The following is a 22,149-nucleotide window of genomic DNA, read 5'->3' on the forward strand; positions in this document are numbered from 1 at the left end:
GTATGACGCGGCGTGAAGAGAAGCAACGATCACACCACCACTCCCCGTGCCCGGGTCTCAGCGAATCGGCCTGACAATAGAAGGCGAGCCGATACGCCCTGGCGCCGGGTCTTTTGGCTGCGCAGCGTCGTTGCCTTCCACGCTTGGCAGATATAACGGATTGCGCATGGCAATGCCCTGCATCACGCCGATGATGTCATCGAAAGGCACCGCCGGGCTGAGCAGGTAGCCCTGGATGTAGTCGCAGCCATGCTTGAGCAGCAGCTCGAACTGCGCCTGGGTTTCCACGCCCTCGGTGACCACCTGCAAGTGCAGGGTGTGGGCCATGCCAATAATCGCCTGGACAATTTCACTGTCTGCGGTGGACTTGGGGATGTCCTGGATAAACGAGCGGTCGATCTTCAAAGTGTTGAGCGGCAAGCGCTTGAGGTAAGCCAGCGACGAATAGCCGGTGCCGAAGTCATCGATGGCCAGCGACACACCCAGGGCGCGGATCTGCCGCAACAGCGCCAAGGTACTGCTGATGTTGCCCATCAACGCGTTTTCAGTGACTTCCAGTTCCAGGCGGTTGGTGCCTATGCCGGCGAAGCGCAGGGCGTCTTCGATTTCATCGGCCAGTTCGTCACGCGCCAGGTTCAGCGCCGAGCAATTCACGGCCATGATCAGCTCGGTGTAGCCCCGGTCAGACAACAGGCTCAGGTCGTGACAGGCCTGACGCAATACCCAGTGGTCCAGCTCGGCGATCAGTCCGTTGTTCTCGGCGATGCCGATAAAGCGGTCCGGGGCCAGTAGCCCGTGTTGGGGGTGCTGCCAGCGCACCAGGGCTTCCAGGCGTGTGACCTTGCCCAGTTTCATGTCAAAGATCGGTTGATAAAACAGCACCAGCTGGCTGCGCGTACGCAAGGCGGCGCGCAGTTCTTCTTCCAGTTGCAGCTCAAGAAAGGCACGGGTTTTAAGGTTGGAACTGAAGAAGTTCAAACAATTGCGCCCCGCATCCTTGGATTGGTACAGCGCCAGGTCGGCGGTTTTCAGCAGCTCTTCGCAGGTGTGGCCGTCCTCGGGGAACAGGCTGATACCGATACTGGTGGTCATCACCATGCGTCGGCCGGCCAGTTCGATGGGCTCTTTCATCTTCTGCATGATGCGCTGGGCCATGTGCCGGGCTTCGTCGCGGTGATGAATATTGACCAGGATGCAGAACTCATCGCCGCCAAAGCGTGCTACTACATCTTCATGGCTGCGTATCGAGCCCTTGATATGCCCGGCGAGCACTGTGAGCAACTGGTCGCCCGCGTCATGGCCCAGGCTGTCGTTGATACGCTTGAAATGGTCGATATCAAGGAAGATCACCGCCAGCATGCCTTGGCTGCGGGTTTTTTCCGCGACTTTTTCCGCAAAGATCTGATTGAAACCACGGCGGTTAAGCAGGCTGGTCAGTGCGTCGAAGTGGGCCACTTGTTGCAGCGAAGCGCGGGCCTGGTCGAGTTCGCTGAGCAGCGCGTTGACCCGACGCAGGTCACGCTCCTTGTGTTGCAACTTCTTGTCGGCCAGGGCTGCGCTGATGCTGCTGCCGATTACCAGCAAGGTGATCATGGCGACCGACAGGCCCAGTTGAATCGGGTTGTTATCCGCCGGTAACGAAAGATCCGCGCCACTGGGCACCAGCATTTGCATAGCCGCCATGCCGGTGAAGTGCATGCTCAGAATCCCGGCGCCCAGCACCAGGCTGGCGGCGTATTTGAGCAGTTGGTGAAACACGCCGGCACCGTTGCGCAGGTAACTGGACAGCAACAATGCGGCCAGGCTGGCGCCCATGGCAATCGCCACCGAGGCCAAAAACAGCCGTGTTTCGAAGTACACCTGGGCCTGGGAGCGCATGGCTGACATGCCCACGTAGTGCATCAACGCGATACCCAGCCCCATCCACACCGAAGCCACCAGGTACTGATGAAAGCGCAGGTGGGTATGACTGAGGGTCTGCATGGCAAGCAACGAGGCGATCAGGGCGATCAGCAGCGAGGCGAACGTCATGATCAGTTCGTAGTGAATGGCGATGGGGGCCTGGAAGGCCAGCATGCTGATGAAGTGGGTCGACCAGATGCCGCCTGCCAGGCAACCGGCACCCAGCCAGCGCCAATGGCGGCGGGCGGTGGGGTCTTCGACATGGCCCACACGTTCGGCCATGTCCAGGGTACCGAAACCCGCCGCGCAGGCGACCAGGTACGCCAGCAGCACCAGAAACGGGTTATGACTGCAGTTGAGCAATAAATGCCCGCTGTCTGGAAGGTCGGTAAAAAAATGCTGCCCCAGCCATTCCATAGCTTATCCCGTCACAGAGCCATGTCACTGCCAGCGGCGATGACCTATGAGGTCGAGTATAGAAGTCTATCGAGATTTGCCATGAGTAATGGCGTTTTGATCTCAAATTATTTTGATATGCCGTCCATAGCGTTTGGTGCTAAGCGCTGATGGGCAGGTCGAGTTCGAAGTGCGGGGCCTCCAACGGGGCCAGGCCGAATGCGGCACGGGCGGCGTCGCAATCGACATTTTGCACGCCCTGGCTCCAGGACGCCTCGAACTCGCGACACACGCTGGAGCGCTGCTCATAAATTGAGCAGCTGGTGGCCTGTCCGACTTCACCTTCAAGGCTGCAACACCGTGCCGGTTTGCGGTCGGTGCCGATCATCGCCACGCGGCTGGGGTTGATCTGCACCACCAGGTCATCGGGCACCGTGCCCCCGGACGAGGCGCACTCACCCCAAAAGAAGGACACGCGAAAGTGTGAACAGCAGGCACCGCAATTCAGACACGGACTGGCTTCGGACATGGGCGTCATCAATAAGAAAGTAGGGTGGGGGTGTTACAGGAAGGCTCGCCATTCTATCCGTGCCATGGCCGTTGGGAAGGGGGGTACGCACTTATATTTTCGTGGGACAAATCCCCGTGTTGCCGGCTGAAATCATGCCCTATCAGCTTTACGAATCATTACAGACAACCCCGCCTTACCTGACTATGTTGCAGGTACCGGGCAGGATGCATCGGGCATCACAGCTCTCATAACAATAAAAGAGACGGACCCATGCAGAACTCGACCCAAGCGGCGAATGCCTGGCGCATTCTGTTCCTGCTGTTCCTGGCCAACCTGTTCAACTTCTTCGATCGCACCATCCCCGCGATTATCATCGAGCCGATCCGTATGGAATGGCACTTGAGCGACTTTCAGCTCGGTATCATCGGCACCGCCTTTACCATCGTCTACGCCATTGCCGGGCTACCGCTCGGGCGCCTGGCCGACACCGGCTCACGCAGCAAGTTGATGGGCTGGGGCTTGTTCGCCTGGAGCGGGCTGACGGCGGTTAACGGCATGGTCGGCAGTTTCTGGACCTTCCTGCTGGTGCGCATGGGCATTGGCATCGGCGAAGCCAGCTATGCACCCGCGGCCAATTCGCTGATTGGCGACCTCTTTCCCGCCCACCGCCGTGCCCGAGCCATGGGGATTTTCATGCTTGGCCTGCCGTTGGGCCTGTTGCTGGCGTTCTTTACCATCGGTGCGATGGTCAAGGCGTTCGACAGCTGGCGCGCGCCCTTCTTTATCGCAGCGGTGCCGGGGCTGATCCTGGCGGTGTTTATGTTCTACATAAAAGAACCCAAGCGCGGCGCGGCGGAAACCGTGCAGGTCTCCCAGGAGCGCGTCGACCGCCCGATCCGCCGCGTGCTGGCCGTGCCGACCTTCCTGTGGCTGGTGCTGGCCGGGCTGTGCTTTAACTTTGCCACCTATGCGTGCAACTCATTCCTGGTGCCGATGCTGCAACGCTATTTCCTCATGCCGTTGCAGGACGCGGCCGTCGCGACGGGCGTCATTGTCGGCCTGACCGGCTTGGTGGGCCTGACGCTGGGCGGCTGGATTGCCGACAAGATTCATCAGCGGGTCGCCAATGGTCGATTGTTGTTTGCCGCCTTCAGCTTGATCATCTCCACGGGCACCACCGCCTGGGCATTGCATGCCGGGCGCGTCGAAATCGGGGTGTTTGTCGCGCTGTTCAGTGTGGGCTGGTTGTTTGCCTACAACTTCTATACCTGCGTGTATACCGCGATCCAGGACGTGGTCGAACCGCGTTTGCGCGCGACGGCGATGGCGCTGTTCTTTGCTGGGCTGTATTTGCTCGGCGGTGGCATGGGGCCGGTGGTGGTCGGGGCGCTGTCCGATCACTTTGCCCATTCGGCGATGTATGCGGCCGGGGCGCAGCAGATGACCGAGGCTTATAAAGCGGTGGGCTTGCATGACGCCATGTACCTGATTCCGGTGGCGCTGTTCTTGACCATGCTTTTTCTGTTCCAGGCCTCGCGCAGTTTTGTGCGTGATGCCAAGCGGATGAAGGAAGGGTTGAGTGCGGTTGAGGTGCCGGCAACTGCGGTAACGGCGTGAGACCGAGTGATCGTTCCCATGCTCTGCGTGGGAACGCCGCTCTGGACGCTCTGCGTCCGTTTTAAAGTCGTGACGCAGAGCGTCACATGATGCATTCCCACGCAGAGCGTGGGAACGATCTCTAAAGGCTAATAAAAAGGCCCGCATTGCGCGGGCCTTTTACGTTCAGCGGTTTATCAACCTGCCACCAGCACCCGAATCGCTTCCAGTCGCAGTGCCGCTTTATCGAGCATGGCCAGGCCTTGCTCGCGCTGGTTGCGCAAGGCGACCAGCTCGCTGTCACGCACGGTCGGGTTGACCGCTTGCAACGCGGTCAGGCGCGCCAGCTCTTCGTCAGTATCTGCCGCGAGGCGACGCTTGGCTTCGGCGACACGCTCGGCGTGACGCGGGGCGATCTTCTCTTCACCGGCGTTGATGCGCGGGGTGAGTTGGTCGCGCTGCGCCTGCACGAATTTGTTTGCGCTGGCCCGTGGCACGCTTTCCAGCTGGTCATTCAAGGTCACGAACGACACGCGGCCCGACAAATCATTGCCGTTGGCATCCAGCAGGCAGCGCAAGGCGGCCGGTGGCAGGTAGCGGCCCAGTTGCAGGGAGCGCGGGGCGACCACTTCGCTGACATACAGCAGTTCAAGCAATACGGTGCCTGGCTTGAGCGCCTTGTTCTTGATCAGCGCCACGGCGGTGTTGCCCATGGAACCGGACAGCACCAGGTCCATGCCGCCCTGCACCATCGGGTGTTCCCAGGTGATGAACTGCATGTCTTCGCGCGACAGCGCCTGGTTACGGTCGTAGGTAATGGTCACACCTTCGTCGTCGCCCAGGGGGAAGCTGGCGTCGAGCATTTTTTCGCTGGGCTTGAGGATCAGCGCGTTTTCCGAATGGTCTTCGCTGTCGATGCCGAACGCGTCGAACAGGGTTTCCATGTAGATCGGCAGGGCGAACTGGTCGTCTTGTTCGAGGATGTCCTCGACCAGGGCATCGCCTTCGCCGGCGCCGCCGGAATTGAGTTCGAGCAAACGGTCACGACCGGTGTGCAGCTCCTGCTCCAGGCGCTCGCGCTCGGCACGGGCTTCGTCGATCAGGGCTTGCCACTCGCCGTCATCGGCGGCTTCCAGCAAGGGCAGCAGGCGCGGGCCGAACTGATGCTGCAAGGCGTTGCCGGTCGGGCAGGTGTTGAGGAAGGCATTGAGCGCTTCGTGGTACCACTGGAACAGGCGTTCTTGCGGGCTGGTTTCCAGGTAAGGCACGTGCAGTTCGATCACGTGTTTCTGGCCGATCCGGTCCAGGCGCCCGATGCGCTGTTCCAGCAGGTCGGGGTGGGACGGCAGGTCGAACAGGACCAGGTGATGGGAAAACTGGAAGTTGCGGCCTTCACTGCCGATTTCCGAGCAGATCAGCACCTGGGCACCGAACTCTTCATCGGCAAAATAGGCAGCGGCGCGGTCACGCTCGAGGATGTTCATGCCCTCGTGGAACACCGTGGCCGGGATGCCGGAGCGCACGCGCAGGGCGTCTTCCAGGTCCATGGCGGTTTCGGCGTGGGCGCAGATCACCAGGACCTTGGTGCGCTTGAGCATTTTCAACTGGTCGATCAGCCACTCGACCCGTGGGTCGAAACGCCACCAGCGGTTCTCTTCCTCGATGTCCGGTTGCGCCTGGAAGCTGACTTCCGGGTACAGCTCGGCGTGTTCGCCCAGGGGCAGTTCGAGGTATTCGTCCGGGTTGGGCAGCGGGTAGGCGTGCAGCTTGCGCTCGGGGAAGCCTTGCACGGCGGCGCGGGTGTTGCGGAACAGTACGCGGCCGGTACCGTGGCGGTCGAGCAGTTCACGCACCAGGCGGGCACTGGCTTCGCTGTCGCCATCGTTGACGGCGGTGAGCAGGGCTTCACCTTCGTCACCGAGGAAGCCTTGAATGGTCTTGTGCGCGGTTGGCGACAGGCGGCCCTTGTCCAGCAGCTCCTGCACGGCTTCGGCCACCGGGCGATAGTTTTCGCTCTCGGCGCGGAAGGCTTGCAGATCGTGGAAGCGGTTCGGGTCCAGCAGGCGCAGGCGCGCAAAATGGCTGTCCTGGCCCAGTTGTTCCGGGGTGGCGGTCAGCAGCAGCACGCCTGGAATTACTTCGGCCAGTTGTTCGACCAGCGAGTATTCGGCGCTGGCCTTGTCTTCGTGCCATACCAGGTGGTGGGCTTCGTCGACCACCAGCAAGTCCCAGCCAGCGGCGAACAGCGCGTCCTGGGCCTTCTCGTCGTCCACCAGCCATTCCAGCGCAACGAGTGCAAGCTGGGTGTCTTCGAACGGGTTGGTGGCATCGCTTTCGATAAAGCGCTCTTCATCGAACAGCGCAACCTGCAGGTTGAAGCGGCGGCGCATTTCCACCAGCCATTGGTGCTGCAGGTTTTCCGGAACCAGGATCAGTACGCGGCTGGCACGGCCCGAAAGCAGTTGGCGATGGATCACCAGGCCCGCTTCGATGGTCTTGCCCAGGCCCACTTCGTCCGCCAGCAACACGCGTGGCGCGATACGGTCAGCGACTTCGCGGGCGATGTGCAGTTGGTGGGCAATCGGTTGGGCGCGTACGCCACCCAGGCCCCACAGCGAGGACTGCAACTGGCGGCTGGTGTGTTCCAGGGTGTGGTAGCGCAGCGAGAACCACGCCAGCGGGTCAATCTGCCCGGCGAACAGACGGTCACTGGCAAGGCGGAACTGGATGAAGTTGGACAGTTGGGTTTCCGGCAGGGTGACCTGCTCGTTCTGCCCATTGAGGCCGTGATAGACCAGCAGGCCATCGACGTCGTCGACTTCCTGTACGGTCATTTTCCAGCCTTCGAAATGGGTGATGGTGTCACCCGGCGAAAACCTCACGCGAGTGAGGGGCGCATTCCGTAGCGCATACTGGCGAGTGTCGCCAGTGGCCGGATAGAGCACGGTCAACAAGCGGCCGTCCTGTGCCAGAACGGTGCCTAACCCCAGCTCTGCTTCGCTGTCACTAATCCAGCGTTGCCCCGGTTGATACTGCTGCGCCATGCTGCCTGACTCCCGCCGTGAAAAAGCCGACTATGTTAACGGAACACGGCCCGGCGCCCAAGAACTCTGACAAAAACTACGCTGTTTGTATGGGCCGGCGGAAATTGAATCGACGGATGGCGGGCACTTGAGAGTGTCGACTGAGTCACAGCTTGGCACGCGGGTGCTCAAGTCGCCCTGCCACCCGCCGACAGCCTGTTGATCAGGAGAATAATTATCATGCTGCCACCCATGCTGCCCGTCAGTGTTGTGCCGGTCACGTCGCAACTCGACCCGGCACGCCAGAAGCCGGATATTCCGCCGGTGGTGCCCGTTCAACCGGGCTCCAACGAGAGCACGATCGACCTGAAAAAAGGCGATGCCGAGCAATCGACCTTTCTGCTGCGCGAAGAGCAGCGTCGCCAGCAGGAGCAGCAGAAACGCCGGCGCGAAGCCGACGACGACGCGGAGCAGCATTTGCCGATTCCCGGCGACTTGCTCAACGCTGACAACACCGTGCCCGTGGCGCCGCTAATCGAAGACGCGCCGCGCCAGGGCCTGTGGGTGGATATCGAGGTCTAACCGTTCAGTTCGCGCAGGGCCTTCACCAGCAGCTCAATATCGTCATCGGTGTTGAGCGGGCTGACGGAGATGCGCGCAACGCTGCTCAACCCACGTGCTTGCATGTCCAGCGGGGTGTAGGCCACGCCATTGGCGCCGATGTTGATGCGCTTTAACCCCAGGCGTTGTTTGAGTTCAAAACTATCCCAGCCGGCCAGGTTGAACGCGATCAAGCCTGAATGCGTTCTGCCTAAGTCATGCAAGGTAATTCCCGGTATCTGACGCAGTGCCTCGCGGATTCGCGCGCTGGTCTTCGAGACCCTTTGCCATACTTGCTCAATCCCCAGTTGATTGATCTCGTGCAACGCATTGCCCAGGCCGGCCAGCAGGGCGAAAGAGACTTCGCTGGTTTCAAAGCGCCGGGCGTCGTTGCGCAGGTCGAAGCCTTCGGCGGTCCAGGGCGCTGAAAACACGTCGCGTTGGGCCGGGTTCAGATGCGGCAGAAAATCCGGCCTGATATACAGCAGCGCGGTACCGCGAGGCCCGCGCAGGTGTTTGCGGCCGGCAGACTTGAGCACATCGCACTGCAACGCTTGCACATCCACCGGCAGTTGGCCGACGGCTTGGCCCGCGTCGATGAAGTAGGGGATGGCATGCCGCCTGGCCACATCGCCGATGGCCTGGGCCGGGTTGATCAAACCACCGTTGGCCGGCAGCCAGGTGAGGTCGATCAGCTTCACCTTGGCATCCAGCATCGCCTCCAACGCCACCGGGCAGGCCGCGCCGCTGGCATCGCACGGGATGACCTCCACCCGCGCCCCGGCTTGAATGGCCAGTTCCATGCTCGCCAGATTACCGCCCCATTCGTGGCGCCCCACCAGAATTCGATCACCCGGCTGCCAGGGCCCCAGCGCCTGGAAGGCCATGCTCCAGGCCGTCGAGCCACTGCTGGCGAAGGCAATCGCTGAGGCGGGCGCATTGAGCAACTGCCCAGCGGCGCGGCGGGCCTTTTCCACTAAGATGGCACCCTGTTCTCCGGCCTCCATCGGGCCGTCGCGGGCTTCGCGTTGCAGCTGTTCGATGATGGCGTCGAGCGTCGCCTGGCTGGGCAAGGAGGCTCCAGCATGATTGAAGTGCACGAGGCCGGACTGGCAACCGGGCGTGGCTTCTCGCAAGTGCTGGATTTGCAGCGGGCTCATGGCTGCAGCTCGAAAATGGCGTCCACTTCCACGGCGACACCAGCCGGCAGACTGCAAACACCTACGGCGGTGCGCACGTGCCGGCCCTTGTCGCCGAGGGCGTTGACCAGCAGGTTCGAAGCGCCATTGGCGACCAGGCTTTGGCGCTGGAAGTCGGCGCTGCTGGCAATGAACACGCCCAGGCGCAGGATGCGCACCACCCGCGACAGGTCATCGTCCAGCGCATCGCTTAATTGCCCCAGCAGGCCCAGCGCTGCCAATTCCGCTGCTTGGGCGCCATCTTCATCGCTGAAAGACTCGCCCAGCCGGCCAATGTAGGCGGGTTTGCCATCGATCATGGGAATTTGTCCCGAGATGAACAGCTGGTGTTGGCTGATCACATGATTGATGTAGTTGGCTGCGGGTTGGCTGTGCGTAGGCAGTGTCAGGCCGAGGGCGTGTACGCGCTGGCGGATGGAGTCAGTCATGGTGAAATCCTCTGGTGTCAGAAGGTTCCAGCATGTTGGTGGTGGCGAGGGGCGACAAACGGATAGATCTCAACCGACGTATCTAAAAAACTCACGCGTCGGCGCACGCTTGCTTCAACCACTGACTGAAGCATTCAGCCGCCTCACTGAGCGGACCCTGAGGGACGATCAGCCAATAGCCGATGTCGCTGTGATAGGGCGGCCTGTCAAAGGCCTCCACCAGGCTGCCGTCGTGGAGCCTGCGTTCAATCAGGCGATGGCGGCCCATGGCGATACCCTGGCCGGCCACGCTCGCTTCGACCACGATGTTGTAGTCATGCAACATCACGCGGGGGTGATGATCGAGGTTGATCTGGTAATGGGCGGACCAATCGGTCCACTCGAAAGGGCGGTGCGAGGTCGCCATCAACAACGGGCCTGTGGCGACCTGTCTGGCCTTGAACGCCGGGCTGCATACCGGTGACAGGGTTTCGGTCATCAGGCGTGTGGCGAGCACGTCGGGCCAGTCGCCCTTGCCGTAGCGGATGGCCAAGTCAACTTCGGCCGTGGCGACGTTGGCCAATTGAATCGCGGGCAGCAATTCCACCTGGATATGCGGGTGGCGCTGTAGAAACTCGGCCAGGCGCGGCGCCAGCCACAGCGTGGCAAAGGACGCCAGCAAGCCGATACGCAATACACTGGCGCACGGCGCTCCCCGCTGGCTGCGTGTTGCAGCGGCGATGGCGTCCAGGGCAGGGCGTATTTGCGCGTAGTAATCTTGCCCGGCCAACGTCAGGTCGATCGCACGGGTTCGCCGGATAAACAGCGGCTTGCCCAAGTGGTGCTCGAGCTTATGTACCTGGTGGCTCAGCGCACTTTGGGTCACCGACAACTCGTCAGCCGCCTTGATAAAACTCAAGTGCCGTGCCACGGCCTCGAAGGCGCGCAGGGCCAGCAGCGGTGGAAGGTCGTTGTGCAAGGCCACCTGGATGCACCTCCTGGGCAGGGTAGAAAGTGCCGATTTTGGTCGATGGCCTGCATTTTGTCGCCCGCTTAATTGCCGTCGGGCGGGGCAGGCCGCATTATTGAGGCATTCTCGCCACGACGTAAGCCAAGCCATGAGTGATGACGACAAGCTGATCGACCTGAACGCCGAACGTGCCAAGCGCGTTCACGACCTTAATGACAAGCGCCTGAATGAAGTGCGCCAAGCCTTTGAGCAAGCCATGCCCTTGGGCAAGCCCAAGAAGAAGTCGAAGAACAAGCCGAAAAAACGTTGAAACGTCCTGCCTCTATTGATGCAGGTCAGTTATTCCCCTTCTTTACGCCCCGTTGTGGGCGACATTGATCCTGGTCAATTTCCCACTGTGCCTTCTCTATTAACTTAGCCCTATCGCAACAGGGCAAGTGCAGGAGGCCGGTCATGTTTTTCGATAATGTGGTTTTTGCCGGAGTGCTGACTGTTAGCCTCATGGTGCTGTTTTTTGTAGGGTTTGGATTTTTTATCTGGAAAGACGCGAACAAGCGTAAAAAACCTTAAGTCTTTCCGGGTTACATGAGCACGCAAGGCATTTTGGGCGACTTCGGTCGCCCTTTTTTTTGGCTGTGACGCTCCGCGTCACCCGTGCGCCAGAGAGACGCGGAGCGTCCGCGGCGGCATTCCCACGCAGAGCGTGGGAACGAACGATCATAAAAAAAGGTGCGACCCTCGCGGATCGCACCTTTTTTATTGCCGGCTGGCTATCAGTTGCCCAAAGCCTTGGACGCCAGCCAGAACAACCCGGCCGAGAGGCCTACGGTCGCTGGCAAGGTCAATACCCAGGCCATCAGGATGGTCTTGACGGTGCCACCTTGCAGGCCGCTTTTGTTCGCAACCATGGTGCCTGCCACGCCAGAAGACAGGACGTGGGTGGTGGACACTGGCAGGGCGAAGATGTTGGCGAAGCCGATCATGGTGGCCGTGGTGATTTGCGCCGACATGCCCTGGGCATAGGTCATGCCTTGCTTGCCGATCTTCTCACCGATGGTCAGCACCACGCGCTTCCAGCCCACCATGGTGCCCAGGCCCAGGGCCAGTGCGACCGCGAGGATCACCCAGAACGGGGCGTACTCGGTGGTGGCGGTCAGGTCTTTGCGCAGCTTGTCGAGGTCGGACTTCTCACGGGAGTCCAGGCCTGGCAGCTTGCCGACCTTTTTCGCGGTGTCATCCAGGCAAAGCAGGTAGCGACGTACCTCGATGCGGTGGTCGGCCGTCAGCGAGTGGTAGTCCGAGACGCCCTTGAGGGTGCCCAGCAGCGCGTTGATCGTCGGTTCGGTCTGCTGCGGGTTGCAGCGGAACTTGCCCGGCAGGTCATCCTTCACGCTTTTGCCCAGGGCCAGGAATTCACCGAGGGTCTCGTGGTTGCGCTGGTAGAACTGGTTCAGGTGCAGGGTGGCGTCGCGGGTACGTTCGATCTGGTAAGTGGTGCTGCCCAGGTCCAATACGAACTGCGCCGGCACGATACCGATGAGCACCAGCATGATCAGGCCGATGCCCTTCTGGCCATCGTTGGAGCCGTGCACGAAGCTCACCGCCATGGCCGAAATCACCAGGACGAGGCGGTTCCAGAATGGCGGGTGCTTTTTGTCGTCAAGCTTGCGGCGCTGGTCCGGGGTCTTGTGCATCTTCGACAGCGGACGCCACCACTTCAGACCGATCAGTACCAGAGCGGCGACCAGAAAGCCCGCCATCGGCGAGAATACCAGGGACGCGCCGATATCCACGGCCTTCTGCCAGTTCACACCGTCAGCCAGGGGGATGTCGTTGATCAACGCGTTGGCCAGGCCGACACCAAGGATCGAGCCGATCAGGGTGTGGGAGCTGGAGGCGGGGATACCGAAGTACCAGGTGCCCAGGTTCCAGGTGATCGCTGCTGCCAACAATGAGAAGACCATTGCCAAGCCATGGCCGGTGTTCACATTGATCAGCAACTCCACCGGCAGCAAGTGCACGATGGCGTAGGCGACACCGACACCACCGAGCAATACGCCGAGGAAATTGAACACCCCGGAGAAGAACACGGCCAGGTGTGGCGGCATGGCTTTGGTATAGATGACTGTGGCCACCGCGTTAGCGGTGTCATGAAAGCCATTGATGAACTCGAAGGCGAGGACAAAGGCCAGGGCGAGCAACAGGCTCACTAGAACCCAAGCATCCAGTCCGCTGAATAAATCGATCATGAAGGTTTTCTGACCCGGTCGTAAGGGGGCGCGATTATGCCAGAAAACATCAGTAATCGATGCATTAGCTGCTCATCGGTAACAATCTTCCTGGAAAAAAACGCGGCAGGACGCACGCATCCCAGGGTTTTCGGGGCTTTGGCAAGTCTTTGATTTATAAAGCGCAGGCCGCAGAAGGCGGGCTTTAGTCATGAAAATGCCATACCTGAAACATTTGTATGAAATTTCGTAGGTGGCTGTAGGTTACTGACCAGTGGACGCTAAAGCGGGTGCCCTCTGCCAGTACTTCACCGGCAGAGACAGCACGACCCTCAAGGCTCGAACCGAAGCGCTTATGGCTCCTCGGTCTTGAGCTCCTGCTCGATCTTTTGGATTTCCTGGGCAAATGCCTGGTCTAGCAGGCTGGCGCGTTTACGCCATGGCTTGCGTTCCGGCTCGGGTTGCGCGGCGTAGGTGGTGACTTCCCCGCCGTAGACATCCTTGTAACGTTGCTCCTGGCGCTCAAGTTCCGCGCGCAGTTCATCTTTCGTCACAGTATTACCTAATTGAGTTGAGTTTATTGATTGCGCAGCGTCATGCCTGAAAGTCGTGCTCGGGCGATTCCAAATAGAACAATAAAACGTTCAAATGGGTAAATAGGCCTGAGGGCAGTTCTTTTAAGCGAATACTTGTGTCCGGCCCTGCATACAACCCGCAACGCCCGGTGAGCTCCACTCCCGATACATACCGGGCTGACCTCTGCACAGGTTGCATTATAGCGGCGCATTTGAATAACACTATCATCATGAAGTTAAAAAGCGTCAACGATGTGTCAGAGGTTTGTTACATGCTGGCGTGGGTATTTGTGAACACCGTCATCATCCTGGCAGGGTAAATGCCCCTGCTTTATAGATGCATCAGGCAAATCTGAAACCATGGCCGCGAGGTGTGCGCCAGCGCCGGCCAAATTGCGATAATCGCATGGTCGTTCGATAATCGCCCAATGTTGCCGACGCTGACTTGTGCAGGGCGACCGGCACGGCTTGTAATAGCCGCCAACCCTCCCGTGGTGATAACAAGAGAAGGCCCCTTGAAATGAACGATCAATTGCGCAACTCCTTTGCATCAGTGGCGCCGCCGATCGTGGCTTCACCGGCCAAGCGCATCCAGGCATTCACCGGTGATCCGGATTTCATGACGTCCCTGGCCCGTGGCCTGGCCGTGGTGCAGGCATTCCAGGAGCGTAAGCGTCACCTGACCATCGCCCAGATCAGCCATCGCACGGAAATTCCCCGCGCCGCCGTGCGCCGCTGCCTGCACACCTTGATCAAGCTCGGCTACGCCACCACGGATGGGCGCACCTACTCGCTGTTGCCCAAGGTACTGACCCTCGGTCATGCCTATCTGTCGTCCACACCGCTGGCTGTTTCGGCCCAGCCTTACCTGGACCGCATGAGCGAGCAACTGCATGAAGCCTGCAACATGGCCACCCTGGAAGGCGATGACATTCTTTATATCGCCCGTTCCGCCACCACCCAGCGTCTGATCTCGGTTGACCTGTCGGTGGGTGGGCGCTTGCCTGCATATTGCACGTCCATGGGCCGCATTCTGCTGGCCGCCCTCGACGACGCTTCGCTGCAGGATTATCTCGACCATGCCGACCTGCAAACCAAGACCAGCCGCACCCTGACCACGCCGCAAGCGTTATTGGAATGCCTGCAACAGGTGCGTCAGCAGGGCTGGTGCATTGTCGACCAGGAACTGGAGCAGGGCCTGCGTTCCATCGCGGTGCCGGTGTATGACGCGTCCGGCCAGGTGTTGGCCGCGCTTAATGTCAGCACCCATGCCGGGCGGGTCAGCCGCAGCGAGTTGGAGCAGCGCTTTTTGCCGAGCATGCTCAGCGCCAGCCGTGAGCTGAGTGCGCAGCTGTTTGCCTAAGCTGTTCGGTGACCGCACAGATCCCGGCTGGCTCGATTGACGGTGTTTCCCTTGGCTTATTAATGTGCGGCAGCGCTCTGAGGAGCTGCCCAATAAGAATGATGACCCCAGGTCGTCAGCCCGCCATCGGTGTGGAATAAAAATAATGAATCAGCCTTCTGTCGGTACCACCCTGGACGTACAGTCCTTTATCAACACCCAGCCACTCTCGCGGTATCAGTGGCGCGTGGTGATCCTGTGTTTCCTGATTGTCTTTCTCGACGGCCTCGACACCGCCGCGATGGGCTTTATCGCGCCCGCGCTGTCCCAGGACTGGGGCATCGACCGCGCCAGCCTCGGCCCGGTGATGAGCGCCGCGTTGATCGGCATGGTGTTTGGCGCACTCGGTTCCGGCCCCCTGGCCGACCGCTTTGGCCGCAAAGTCGTGCTGGTCGGCGCGGTGTTGGTGTTTGGTGCGTTCAGCCTGGCGTCGGCCTACAGCACCACTGTCGACCAGTTGCTGGTGCTGCGCTTTCTCACCGGCCTGGGCCTGGGCGCCGGCATGCCGAATGCCACCACCTTGTTGTCTGAATACACCCCCGAGCGGCATAAATCCTTGTTGGTGACCAGCATGTTCTGTGGCTTCAACCTCGGCATGGCCGGTGGTGGGTTTATTTCGGCCAAGCTGATCCCGGCCTTCGGCTGGCACAGCCTGTTGCTGATCGGCGGCATCCTGCCGTTGATCCTGGCTGGGGTGCTGCTGGTATGGCTACCGGAATCGGCGCGTTACCTGGTGGTGCGCAATCGCGGCACCGACAAGGTGCGCAAGACCCTGGCCCCTATCGAGCCAAACATCGTTGCCCAGGCCTCTCACTTCAGCGTACCGGAGCAAAAAACCGTCAAGGCCCGCAATGTGTTCGCGGTGATCTTCTCGGGCACCTACAGCGCTGGCACCTTGCTGTTGTGGCTCACGTACTTCATGGGCCTGGTGATCGTTTACCTGCTGACCAGTTGGCTCCCCACCTTGATGCGCGACAGTGGCGCGAGCATGGAGCAAGCCGCGTTCATCGGCGCGCTGTTCCAGTTTGGTGGGGTATTGAGCGCGGTGGGCGTGGGCTGGGCGATGGACCGGTTCAACCCGCACAAAGTGATCGGCACGTTCTATCTGCTGGCCGGGGTGTTTGCCTACGCGGTGGGGCAGAGCCTGGGCAACATCACGTTGTTGGCCACCCTGGTGCTGGTCGCCGGGATGTGCGTCAACGGTGCGCAATCGGCGATGCCTTCGCTGGCGGCGCGTTTCTACCCCACCCAAGGCCGTGCCACCGGTGTGTCGTGGATGCTCGGCATCGGCCGCTTCGGCGCGATCCTGGGAGCGTGGATGGGCGCAACCTTGCTGGGCCTGGGCTGGAACTTCGAGCAGGTGCTCACCGCATTGGTGATACCGGCGGCCTTGGCCACGGCAGCGGTAATGATTAAGGGCATGGTCAGCCATGCCGATGCGACCTGAGACCGATCACTACCCCTGTGGGAGCTGGCTTGCCTGCGATAGCGGTGCTGAATTCACTCGCGCCATCGCAGGCAAGCCAGCTCCCACATTGACCCTGTTCCTTGCGATGGTTAGTTAAGCAACAATCGGTTCGATAATCGAACGCTCAGTCGATTATCGGATTGTTTGGCCCATTTGCCCGGCTTAATCTTCAAGCACTTCGGCGCCACCTCAGCGCCTTTTTCGATCAACACCGGGAGCCCAACCCCATGGCTGAAATCCTCACCCTGCGTGATGCGGTCAAGCGCTTCGTGAACGACGGCGATACCGTCGCCCTCGAAGGCTTCACCCACCTGATCCCTACGGCCGCAGGCCATGAAATCATTCGTCAGGGCAAGAAAGACCTGACGCTGGTGCGCATGACGCCTGACCTGATCTACGACCAGTTGATCGGTGCCGGCTGTGCGCGCAAGTTGATTTTCTCCTGGGGCGGCAACCCGGGCGTGGGTTCCCTGCATCGGCTGCGCGACGCGGTAGAGAAACAATGGCCGCAAGCGCTGGAGATCGAAGAGCACAGCCACGCCGACCTGGCCAATGCCTACGTCGCCGGTGCCTCCGGCCTGCCGTTCGCGGTGTTGCGGGCCTATGCCGGTTCCGACTTGCCCAAGGTCAACCCGCTGATCAAGACCGTCACCTGCCCCTTCACCGGCGAAGTGCTGGCGGCGGTGCCATCGGTGCGTCCGGACATCACCGTGATTCACGCGCAGAAAGCCGACCGCAAAGGCAACGTGCTGCTCTGGGGCATTCTGGGGGTGCAAAAGGAAGCGGCGCTGGCGGCCAAGCGCTGCATCGTCACCGTCGAGGAAATCGTCGACGACCTGAACGCGCCGATGAACAGCTGCGTGCTGCCTACCTGGGCGCTGACGGCGGTGTGTCACGTACCCGGTGGTGCCCATCCTTCCTACGCGCACGGCTACAACGAGCGGGATAACCGCTTCTACCAGGCGTGGGACCCGATTGCCCGCGACCGCGGGACCTTTACCGCCTGGATCGACGAATACATCCACGGCACTGCCGACTTCAGTGAATTCCAGGCCAAGCTGGCCGCCGCGCAGGAGGCTAAGTAATGGCTTATTCCACCAATGAAATGATGACCGTCGCCGCCGCACGCCGCCTCAAGAACGGCTCGGTGTGCTTCGTCGGCATCGGCCTGCCATCCAAGGCGGCCAACCTGGCGCGCCTGACGTCCTCGCCGGATGTGGTGCTGATCTACGAGTCCGGCCCGATTGGGGCCAAGCCCAGCGTGTTGCCGCTGTCCATCGGCGATGGCGAGCTGGCGGAGACCGCCGACACCGTGGTGCCCACCGGTGAGATCTTTCGCTACTGGCTGCAGGGCGGGCGCATTGATGTCGGTTTTCTCGGCGCGGCCCAGGTCGACCGTTTCGGCAATATCAACACCACCGTGGTCGGTGATTATCACCAGCCCAAAGTGCGTTTGCCGGGTGCCGGTGGCGCGCCGGAAATCGCCGGTTCGGCCAAGAGCGTGTTGATCATCCTTAAGCAATCGTCCCGTTCGTTTGTGGACAAACTGGACTTCATCACCTCCGTCGGTCACGGCGAAGGTGGCGACTCACGCAAGCGTCTGGGCCTGCCCGGCGCCGGCCCGGTGGGCATCATTACCGACCTGTGCATCATGGAGCCGGAGGAGGGCAGCCATGAGTTCGTGGTCACTGCACTGCATCCCGGCGTGACCCGCGAGCAAGTGGTCGCCGCCACCGGCTGGGCGATTCGCTTTGCCGACCAGGTGAGCACCACCGCTGAACCCACCGAGACCGAACTGACCGCCCTGCGTGACCTCGAAGCACGCACCGCCGCCGCCCATGGCCAAGCACCGGGAGAAGCCTGATGCGCGAGGTTTATATCTGTGATGCCATTCGCACGCCCATCGGCCGTTTCGGTGGTGGCCTGTCCACGGTGCGCGCCGATGACCTGGCGGCACTGCCGATCAAGGCGTTGATCGAGCGTAACCCGTCGGTGGACTGGAGCGCCGTAGACGAAGTCTTCCTCGGCTGCGCCAACCAGGCAGGTGAAGACAACCGCAATGTGGCACGCATGGCGTTGCTGCTGGCGGGGCTGCCGGAAAGTATTCCCGGCGTGACCCTCAACCGCCTCTGTGCCTCGGGCATGGATGCCATCGGCACCGCCTTTCGTGCGATTGCCAGCGGTGAAATGGAGTTGGCGATTGCCGGTGGCGTCGAATCGATGTCCCGCGCTCCGTTTGTGATGGGCAAGGCCGACGCGGCGTTCTCGCGCAACATGAAGTTGGAAGACACCACCATTGGCTGGCGCTTTATCAACCCGCTGATGAAGGCCCAGTACGGTGTGGATGCCATGCCGCAGACCGCCGATAACGTGGCCGATGACTATCAGGTTTCCCGCGCCGACCAGGACGCTTTCGCCCTGCGCAGCCAGCAACGCACTGCCGCTGCCCAGGCCGCTGGGTTCTTTGCCGAGGAAATCGTTCCGGTGCGAATCGCCCATAAAAAAGGCGAAACCCTGGTGGAACGCGATGAACACCCACGGGACACCACGTTGGAAGCCCTGGCCAAGCTCAAGCCGGTCAACGGCGCGGACAAGACCGTCACTGCCGGCAATGCCTCGGGCGTCAACGACGGCGCCGCCGCGCTGATCCTCGCCAGCGCCGAGGCCGTCAAGCAACACGGCCTCACCGCCCGCGCCCGTGTGCTGGGCATGGCCAGTGCCGGAGTCGCCCCGCGGGTGATGGGCATCGGCCCGGTGCCGGCGGTGCGCAAACTGGTGGAGCGCCTGGGGTTGGCGGTCACCGACTTTGATGTGATCGAACTCAACGAAGCCTTCGCCAGCCAAGGCCTGGCGGTGCTGCGCGAGCTGGGTATCGCTGACGATGCGCCCCAGGTCAACCCCAACGGCGGCGCCATTGCCCTCGGTCACCCCTTGGGGATGAGTGGTGCGCGGTTGGTGATGACGGCCCTGCACCAATTGGAAAAAACCGGCGGCCGCAAAGGCCTGGCGACCATGTGCGTGGGCGTCGGCCAAGGCCTGGCCCTGGCGATTGAACGCGTCTGATAACTAAAAGAGGATTGCTCCATGAGTGACAAGCCCGGTTACCGGCGCCCGCAAGCGGGCACTCAACCTGATTACCTGCACCCGGCCTACCAGTCGACGAACCTGCGTTCGCCTTCACAGCCTTTGGTGTTCCTGCCCCATTCCTTGTCGGAAATCACTGGCCCGACCATCGGCGCCGAACGTATCAATGAGAAGGACAACGACCTGACAGCCCAGCATGAGGGCGAGCCGCAAGGCGAGCGCATCATCATTCATGGCCGTGTGCTGGACGAAAACGGCCTGCCAGTGCCGGGCATCCTTGTGGAGATCTGGCAGGCCAATGCCGCCGGCCGCTACAACCACAAGCGCGACCTGCACGATGCACCCCTGGACCCGAATTTCACCGGCACCGGGCGCACCGTCACCGACGCCGACGGCTGGTACCAGTTCCAAACCATCAAGCCCGGCGCCTACCCGTGGGGCAACCACCACAACGCCTGGCGCCCGGCGCATATCCACTTTTCGCTGTTCGGCCCCAGCGTGCTGACGCGCCTGGTGACGCAAATGTATTTCCCGGGCGACCCGTTGCTGGAATACGACCCGATCTACAACTGCGTGCCGGACACCAGCGCCAAGCAACGCTTGATCGCTCGCTTCGACCTGGAAAAAACCATTCCTTCCTATGCCCTCGGCTACCGCTGGGACATCGTCCTGCGCGGCCGCGACGCCACGCCGATGGAGAAATGAGATGACACTCAACGCGACCACGTCCCACACCGTCGGGCCGTATTACCACATTGGCCTGACCTGGCTGAACCGTGAAGACCTGACCGTCACCGCTACCCTCGGCGAACGCGTGGCAATCAGCGGCCAAGTGGTGGACGGCAACGGTGATGTCGTCAACGATGCCATGCTGGAAGTCTGGCAGGCCAATGCCGCCGGCAAATATGCTCACCCCGAAGACGAGCAGGACAAAGCGCTCGACCCGAACTTCGAAGGCTTTGGCCGCGTGCCGGTGGATGCCGAAGGGCGTTTCCGCTTTACCACCGTCAAGCCGGGCAGTGTGCCGGGGCTGAAGGGCACCACCCAGGCGCCGCATTTGGTGGTGCTGGTGTTTGCCCGTGGGTTGGTGAAGCACTTGCTGACGCGGATTTATTTTGACGGTGAGGCCTTGAACGGCGATGACCCGTTGCTGGCGTGTGTGCCGGCAGAACGTCGGGGCACCTTGATTGCCCAGGCGGATGCGGCAGGGGTTTATCAGTGGAATGTGATTTTGCAGGGCACAGATAAGGAAACGGTGTTCTTCGACTATTGAGTTGGCTGTAACGATCGTTCCCACGCTCTGCGTGGTAATGCATCCCGTGACGCTGCGCGTCACCCGCGAACGGCAGGACGCGGAGCGTCCCATGCGGCATTCCCACGCAGAGCGTGGGAACGATCATCCAGGCTCCACCTATCCAAAAGTCTGCTTGCGGAACAGGGTTGTTGCAAAGTATGTCTAGGCTATAACCGTTCCCACTGAGTAAAAAAACATGACAACAAAAACCAGCCACTACACCGGAGAAGAACGCAGCAAAAGGATCTTTGCGATTGTCGGTGCGTCCTCCGGCAACCTGGTCGAATGGTTCGACTTCTACGTCTATGCCTTCTGCGCGATTTATTTTGCTCCGGCGTTTTTCCCCTCGGACGACCCCACGGTGCAGTTGCTCAACACCGCCGGGGTGTTTGCCGCCGGGTTCCTGATGCGACCGATCGGTGGCTGGTTGTTTGGCCGGGTGGCCGACAAGCACGGGCGCAAGAACTCGATGATGATCTCGGTGCTGATGATGTGCGGCGGCTCCCTGGTCATCGCCTTTCTGCCGACCTACAACGCCATCGGTGCCTGGGCGCCAGCGTTGCTGTTGGTGGCGCGGCTGTTCCAGGGCTTGTCGGTGGGCGGCGAATACGGCACCACGGCCACTTACATGAGTGAAGTCGCGCTCAAGGGCCAGCGTGGCTTCTTTGCTTCGTTCCAGTACGTGACCCTGATCGGCGGCCAGTTGCTGGCGGTGCTGGTGGTGGTGATCCTGCAACAGATCCTCACCGAAGAAGAACTGCGCGCCTGGGGCTGGCGCATCCCGTTTGTGATCGGCGCTATAGCCGCCGTGATCTCCCTGCTGCTGCGTCGCACCCTGAAAGAAACCACCAGCAAGGAAATGCGTGAAGACAAGGACGCCGGCAGTATCGTCGCGCTGTTTCGCGACCACGGCAAAGCCTTCATTACGGTGCTGGGCTACACCGCCGGCGGCTCGCTGATTTTCTATACCTTCACCACCTACATGCAGAAGTACCTGGTGAATACCGTGGGCATGCACGCCAAGACGTCGAGCTACATCATGACCGGCGCGCTGTTTCTGTACATGTGCATGCAGCCGTTGTTCGGCATGTTGGCCGACAAGATTGGCCGGCGTAATTCCATGCTCTGGTTTGCCGGCCTTGGCACGCTGTTTACCGTGCCGATCCTGCTGACCTTGAAAACCGTGACCAGCCCGTTTTTGGCGTTTGTGCTGATCACCCTGGCCTTGGCGATTGTCAGCTTCTACACCTCCATCAGCGGCCTGGTCAAAGCGGAGATGTTCCCGCCCCAGGTGCGTGCCTTGGGCGTGGGCCTGGCGTATGCGGTGGCTAACGCGGTGTTTGGCGGTTCGGCAGAAGTGGTTGCGCTGAGCCTCAAATCCATCGGCATGGAAAACACCTTTTATTGGTACGTCACCGCGATGATGGCGGTGGCCTTCCTGTTCAGCTTGCGCCTGCCGAAACAGGCGGCGTACCTGCATCACGATCTGTAAGG

The 22,149-nt window shown here is 61.0% G+C and carries 20 protein-coding genes; 12 read left to right on the forward strand and 8 right to left on the reverse strand.

What is annotated here, in order from left to right; translation table 11 throughout:
• Positions 1-57: 57 nt before the first annotated feature.
• Together BOP96_RS20630 and BOP96_RS20635 are read right to left on the reverse strand one after the other, a co-directional pair.
• Positions 58-2,319, reverse strand: a complete 2,262-nt coding sequence (locus tag BOP96_RS20630; RefSeq protein WP_014717282.1) for a putative bifunctional diguanylate cyclase/phosphodiesterase — start codon at positions 2,317-2,319, stop codon at positions 58-60.
• Positions 2,320-2,458: 139 nt separating this feature from the next.
• Entirely contained in the window at positions 2,459-2,827 is a 369-nt protein-coding gene (locus BOP96_RS20635; RefSeq protein ID WP_014717283.1) for a YkgJ family cysteine cluster protein, read from the reverse strand.
• A gap of 252 nt (positions 2,828-3,079) precedes the next feature.
• On the opposite strand from BOP96_RS20635, the gene BOP96_RS20645 reads away from it, so the two are divergent.
• On the forward strand, positions 3,080-4,426 hold the full coding sequence (locus BOP96_RS20645; RefSeq protein ID WP_014717284.1) for a spinster family MFS transporter: 1,347 nt from the start codon (positions 3,080-3,082) through the stop codon (positions 4,424-4,426).
• A gap of 176 nt (positions 4,427-4,602) precedes the next feature.
• Here the strand turns inward: BOP96_RS20645 and rapA are convergent, their stop codons facing one another.
• On the reverse strand, positions 4,603-7,449 hold the full coding sequence (rapA, locus tag BOP96_RS20650) for an RNA polymerase-associated protein RapA (RefSeq protein WP_073453862.1): 2,847 nt from the start codon (positions 7,447-7,449) through the stop codon (positions 4,603-4,605).
• Between the two features lie 219 nt (positions 7,450-7,668).
• On the opposite strand from rapA, the gene BOP96_RS20655 reads away from it, so the two are divergent.
• Positions 7,669-8,010, forward strand: a complete 342-nt coding sequence (locus tag BOP96_RS20655) for a hypothetical protein (RefSeq protein WP_014717286.1) — start codon at positions 7,669-7,671, stop codon at positions 8,008-8,010.
• Here the strand turns inward: BOP96_RS20655 and BOP96_RS20660 are convergent.
• The 3 genes from BOP96_RS20660 to BOP96_RS20670 form a co-directional block, all read right to left on the reverse strand.
• Entirely contained in the window at positions 8,007-9,188 is a 1,182-nt protein-coding gene (locus BOP96_RS20660; protein ID WP_073453864.1) for an aminotransferase class V-fold PLP-dependent enzyme, read from the reverse strand. The genes BOP96_RS20655 and BOP96_RS20660 overlap by 4 nt on opposite strands.
• Positions 9,185-9,655: a RidA family protein gene (locus tag BOP96_RS20665; RefSeq protein WP_073453866.1), complete on the reverse strand. Its 471-nt coding sequence runs from the start codon at positions 9,653-9,655 to the stop codon at positions 9,185-9,187. Before BOP96_RS20665 ends, BOP96_RS20660 begins: the two co-directional genes overlap by 4 nt.
• A gap of 91 nt (positions 9,656-9,746) precedes the next feature.
• Positions 9,747-10,619 (reverse strand): LysR substrate-binding domain-containing protein, encoded by an 873-nt coding sequence (locus BOP96_RS20670; protein WP_014717289.1) that lies wholly within the window; start codon positions 10,617-10,619, stop codon positions 9,747-9,749.
• 133 nt (positions 10,620-10,752) lie between these two features.
• On the opposite strand from BOP96_RS20670, the gene BOP96_RS30150 reads away from it, so the two are divergent.
• Both BOP96_RS30150 and ccoM read left to right on the forward strand, forming a co-directional pair.
• Positions 10,753-10,914, forward strand: coding sequence for a hypothetical protein (locus BOP96_RS30150; RefSeq protein ID WP_005785860.1), 162 nt, complete (start codon positions 10,753-10,755; stop codon positions 10,912-10,914).
• Between the two features lie 143 nt (positions 10,915-11,057).
• Positions 11,058-11,174 (forward strand): cytochrome c oxidase subunit CcoM, encoded by a 117-nt coding sequence (gene ccoM / locus BOP96_RS30770; protein ID WP_019817835.1) that lies wholly within the window; start codon positions 11,058-11,060, stop codon positions 11,172-11,174.
• A 203-nt stretch (positions 11,175-11,377) separates the two neighbouring features.
• On the opposite strand, the gene BOP96_RS20675 is transcribed toward ccoM, so the two are convergent.
• Both BOP96_RS20675 and BOP96_RS20680 read right to left on the reverse strand, forming a co-directional pair.
• Positions 11,378-12,853 carry an inorganic phosphate transporter gene (locus tag BOP96_RS20675; protein WP_003189291.1) on the reverse strand — a complete coding sequence of 492 codons (1,476 nt, stop codon included), beginning with the start codon at positions 12,851-12,853 and terminating at the stop codon, positions 11,378-11,380.
• Positions 12,854-13,185: 332 nt separating this feature from the next.
• Positions 13,186-13,386, reverse strand: coding sequence for a hypothetical protein (locus BOP96_RS20680; RefSeq protein ID WP_003189295.1), 201 nt, complete (start codon positions 13,384-13,386; stop codon positions 13,186-13,188).
• A 541-nt stretch (positions 13,387-13,927) separates the two neighbouring features.
• On the opposite strand from BOP96_RS20680, the gene pcaR reads away from it, so the two are divergent.
• From pcaR to BOP96_RS20720, 8 genes are all read left to right on the forward strand, one after another.
• A complete protein-coding gene (gene pcaR, locus BOP96_RS20685; RefSeq protein WP_014717290.1) occupies positions 13,928-14,770 on the forward strand; it encodes a pca regulon transcriptional regulator PcaR in 843 nt (280 codons plus the stop codon).
• A 145-nt stretch (positions 14,771-14,915) separates the two neighbouring features.
• On the forward strand, positions 14,916-16,256 hold the full coding sequence (locus tag BOP96_RS20690) for an MFS transporter (protein ID WP_032903228.1): 1,341 nt from the start codon (positions 14,916-14,918) through the stop codon (positions 16,254-16,256).
• Positions 16,257-16,504: 248 nt separating this feature from the next.
• On the forward strand, positions 16,505-17,362 hold the full coding sequence (locus BOP96_RS20695) for a CoA transferase subunit A (protein WP_014717292.1): 858 nt from the start codon (positions 16,505-16,507) through the stop codon (positions 17,360-17,362).
• On the forward strand, positions 17,362-18,141 hold the full coding sequence (locus BOP96_RS20700) for a CoA-transferase subunit beta (RefSeq protein WP_003189301.1): 780 nt from the start codon (positions 17,362-17,364) through the stop codon (positions 18,139-18,141). Before BOP96_RS20695 ends, BOP96_RS20700 begins: the two co-directional genes overlap by 1 nt.
• A complete protein-coding gene (pcaF, locus tag BOP96_RS20705; RefSeq protein WP_175563003.1) occupies positions 18,138-19,340 on the forward strand; it encodes a 3-oxoadipyl-CoA thiolase in 1,203 nt (400 codons plus the stop codon). The genes BOP96_RS20700 and pcaF overlap by 4 nt, the downstream gene beginning before the upstream one ends.
• A 21-nt stretch (positions 19,341-19,361) precedes the next feature.
• Complete coding sequence (gene pcaH, locus BOP96_RS20710) at positions 19,362-20,066, forward strand: protocatechuate 3,4-dioxygenase subunit beta (RefSeq protein ID WP_017137233.1); 705 nt, start codon at positions 19,362-19,364, stop codon at positions 20,064-20,066.
• A 1-nt stretch (position 20,067) separates the two neighbouring features.
• Entirely contained in the window at positions 20,068-20,634 is a 567-nt protein-coding gene (gene pcaG / locus BOP96_RS20715) for a protocatechuate 3,4-dioxygenase subunit alpha (RefSeq protein ID WP_014717295.1), read from the forward strand.
• Between the two features lie 217 nt (positions 20,635-20,851).
• On the forward strand, positions 20,852-22,147 hold the full coding sequence (locus tag BOP96_RS20720) for an MFS family transporter (protein WP_014717296.1): 1,296 nt from the start codon (positions 20,852-20,854) through the stop codon (positions 22,145-22,147).
• Positions 22,148-22,149: the final 2 nt, after the last annotated feature.

The sequence above is a fragment of the Pseudomonas sp. FSL W5-0203 genome (assembly GCF_001896155.1).
In the GTDB taxonomy this organism is placed as follows: Bacteria; Pseudomonadota; Gammaproteobacteria; order Pseudomonadales; family Pseudomonadaceae; genus Aquipseudomonas; species Aquipseudomonas paracarnis.

What these genes read in the sequence shown, in the direction of transcription:
- pcaH (WP_017137233.1), top strand. Translation starts at nt 19,362, where the DNA reads ATGAGTGACAAGCCCGGTTACCGGCGCCCGCAAGCGGGCACTCAACCT.
- BOP96_RS20635 (WP_014717283.1), bottom strand. Translation starts at nt 2,827, where the DNA reads ATGTCCGAAGCCAGTCCGTGTCTGAATTGCGGTGCCTGCTGTTCACAC.
- BOP96_RS20690 (WP_032903228.1), top strand. Translation starts at nt 14,916, where the DNA reads ATGAATCAGCCTTCTGTCGGTACCACCCTGGACGTACAGTCCTTTATC.
- ccoM (WP_019817835.1), top strand. Translation starts at nt 11,058, where the DNA reads ATGTTTTTCGATAATGTGGTTTTTGCCGGAGTGCTGACTGTTAGCCTC.
- BOP96_RS20665 (WP_073453866.1), bottom strand. Translation starts at nt 9,655, where the DNA reads ATGACTGACTCCATCCGCCAGCGCGTACACGCCCTCGGCCTGACACTG.
- BOP96_RS20660 (WP_073453864.1), bottom strand. Translation starts at nt 9,188, where the DNA reads ATGAGCCCGCTGCAAATCCAGCACTTGCGAGAAGCCACGCCCGGTTGC.
- pcaG (WP_014717295.1), top strand. Translation starts at nt 20,068, where the DNA reads ATGACACTCAACGCGACCACGTCCCACACCGTCGGGCCGTATTACCAC.
- rapA (WP_073453862.1), bottom strand. Translation starts at nt 7,449, where the DNA reads ATGGCGCAGCAGTATCAACCGGGGCAACGCTGGATTAGTGACAGCGAA.
- BOP96_RS20675 (WP_003189291.1), bottom strand. Translation starts at nt 12,853, where the DNA reads ATGATCGATTTATTCAGCGGACTGGATGCTTGGGTTCTAGTGAGCCTG.
- BOP96_RS20700 (WP_003189301.1), top strand. Translation starts at nt 17,362, where the DNA reads ATGGCTTATTCCACCAATGAAATGATGACCGTCGCCGCCGCACGCCGC.
- pcaR (WP_014717290.1), top strand. Translation starts at nt 13,928, where the DNA reads ATGAACGATCAATTGCGCAACTCCTTTGCATCAGTGGCGCCGCCGATC.
- BOP96_RS20630 (WP_014717282.1), bottom strand. Translation starts at nt 2,319, where the DNA reads ATGGAATGGCTGGGGCAGCATTTTTTTACCGACCTTCCAGACAGCGGG.
- BOP96_RS20655 (WP_014717286.1), top strand. Translation starts at nt 7,669, where the DNA reads ATGCTGCCACCCATGCTGCCCGTCAGTGTTGTGCCGGTCACGTCGCAA.
- BOP96_RS30150 (WP_005785860.1), top strand. Translation starts at nt 10,753, where the DNA reads ATGAGTGATGACGACAAGCTGATCGACCTGAACGCCGAACGTGCCAAG.
- BOP96_RS20695 (WP_014717292.1), top strand. Translation starts at nt 16,505, where the DNA reads ATGGCTGAAATCCTCACCCTGCGTGATGCGGTCAAGCGCTTCGTGAAC.
- BOP96_RS20645 (WP_014717284.1), top strand. Translation starts at nt 3,080, where the DNA reads ATGCAGAACTCGACCCAAGCGGCGAATGCCTGGCGCATTCTGTTCCTG.
- BOP96_RS20720 (WP_014717296.1), top strand. Translation starts at nt 20,852, where the DNA reads ATGACAACAAAAACCAGCCACTACACCGGAGAAGAACGCAGCAAAAGG.